At 66.8% G+C, this 2,316-nt stretch carries 1 protein-coding gene; it reads right to left on the bottom strand.

The genetic code is table 11. The features are described 5' to 3' along the window. Positions 1 to 2,247: isoleucine--tRNA ligase (ileS, locus tag VFL64_RS13520; RefSeq protein WP_489540901.1), on the bottom strand; the 2,247-nt coding region annotated here is incomplete at its 3' end. Positions 2,248 to 2,316: the final 69 nt, after the last annotated feature.

Here is a 2,316-nt window from a genome sequence, read left to right as displayed (position 1 = left end):
GTAGAAGGCGCCCAGGTCCTCGCTGCAATAGACCTGCAGCTTGGCCACCACCGGATGGAACTCGTAGACCTCGTAGTGCGCCAGCACCTCGGCCTGGAAGGCGGCCGCGCGCGACAGGGCGTAGCGGTCGATCTCCAGCATCTGATCGAGCGGCACGGCGTCCTTGGAAGGATCGAAGTCGCTGGTGTTGGCGAGCAGGAAGCGCAGCGTGTTGCGGATGCGGCGGTACGAGTCGACCACGCGGGCGAGGATCTTGTCGTCGCCGGCGATGTCGCCCGAGTAGTCGCTCGCCGCCACCCAGAGGCGGATGATCTCGGCGCCCAGCTTGTTGCTCACCTCCTGCGGCTCGATGCCGTTCTTGAGGCTCTTGCTCATCTTGCGGCCCTGGCTGTCCACCGTGAAGCCGTGCGTCAGCAGGCCGCGGTAGGGGGCACGGCCTTCGAGCGCGCAGGCGATCAGCAGCGACGAGTGGAACCAGCCGCGGTGCTGGTCGTGGCCTTCGAGGTAGAGGTCGGCCTCGGGGCCGGTCTCGTGGCGGCCACCTTCGTGGCTGCCGCGCAGCACGTGGAAGAAGGTCGAGCCCGAGTCGAACCACACGTCGAGGATGTCGTTGCTCTTGTTGTACTGGGCCGCCTCGGCGCCCAGCCACTCGGCCGGGTCGAGCTTGGACCAGGCTTCCACGCCACCCTGCTCGACGATGGCCGCCGCACGGTCGATGAAGGCCATGGTCTCGGGATGCAGCTCGCCCGTCTCCTTGTGCAGGAAGAAGGGCAGCGGCACGCCCCAGCTGCGCTGGCGGCTGATGCACCAGTCGGGACGGTTGGCAATCATGTCGCGCAGGCGCACGCGACCGTTCTCGGGGTAGAAGCCGGTCTGCTCGATGGCTTCGAGCGCGGTCTGGCGCAGGGTCTTGGGCGCCTTGTCGACGGTGAACACGCCTTCACCCTCGTCCATGCGAACGAACCACTGCGCGGCGGCGCGGTAGATCACCGGTGTCTTGTGGCGCCAGCAGTGCGGGTAGCTGTGGACCAGCTTGGCGGTGTTGAAGAGGTGCCCGCCGTCGCGCAGCGCCTCGGTCACCGCGGCGGCGGCCTTCCAGATGTTCTGGCCGCCGAAGAGCGGCAGCGAGGCTTCATACGTGCCGTTGCCCTGCACCGGGTTGAGGATGTCTTCCAGGGCCAGCCCGTGCGCGCGGCAGGAGTTGAAGTCCTCGATGCCATAGGCAGGCGCCGAGTGCACGATGCCGGTGCCGTCTTCCGCGGTCGCGTAGTCGGCGAGGTAGACCGGGCTCAGCCGGTCGTAGCCCGGGTGCACGTGCGCCAGCGGGTGGTGGAACTGCAGGCCCTCGAGGTTCTTGCCCTGCGTGGTGGCGATCACCTGGCCCTGCAGGCCATAGCGCGCCAGGCACTTCTCGACCAGCGCCGAGGCCAGCAGCAGCAGGCCGCGCTCGGTGTCGACCAAGGCGTACTCGAGGTCCGGGTTGAGGTTGAGCGCCTGGTTGGCAGGGATGGTCCACGCGGTGGTGGTCCAGATGACGACGAAGGCTTCCTTGTCGAGCTTCTTCAGGCCGAAGGCGGCGGCGAGCTTCTCGGGCTCGGCCGACTTGAAGCCCACGTCCACCGTGTGGGAGGTCTTGTCGGCGTACTCGATCTCGAACTCGGCCAGCGACGAACCGCAGTCGAAGCACCAATACACCGGCTTGAGGCCCCGGTAGACGAAGCCGCGCTCGATCACGCGCTTGAACGCGCGGATCTCGGCCGCCTCGTTCTGGAAGTCCATGGTGCGGTAGGGATGGTCCCAGTCGCCCAGCACGCCCAGGCGCTTGAAGTCGGCCATCTGCACGCCGATCTGCTCGGTGGCGAAGGCGCGGCTCTTCGCCTGCATCTCGCCGCGCGGCAGGTTGCGCCCGTACTTCTTCTCGATGGCGTTCTCGATCGGCAGCCCGTGGCAGTCCCAGCCCGGGATGTAGGCGGCGTCGAAGCCCTTGAGCTGTCGCGCCTTCACGATCATGTCCTTCAGGATCTTGTTGACGGCGTGGCCCATGTGGATCTGGCCGTTGGCATACGGCGGGCCGTCGTGCAGCACGAACTTCTCGTGCTCGCAGCGGGCGGCGCGCAGCTTCTTGTAGATGCCCTTGTCTTCCCACTCCTTGACCCAGCCCGGCTCGCGCTTGGGCAGGTCGCCGCGCATCGGGAACGGGGTGTCGGGCAGATTGAGCGTCGCTCGGTAATCGGTCTTGTCTGTCATGTTGGCCTTGAACGGTGAAGAGGATTGTCATCCCGGACCTGATCCGGGATCCATGGATTGCGGAAGCGA

It is taken from the genome of Rhizobacter sp. (assembly GCF_035702065.1).
GTDB lineage: Bacteria > Pseudomonadota > Gammaproteobacteria > Burkholderiales > Burkholderiaceae_C > Rhizobacter.
The sequence above is the reverse complement of the archived record's forward strand: the minus strand, read 5'-3'. Positions and strand labels throughout refer to the sequence as shown.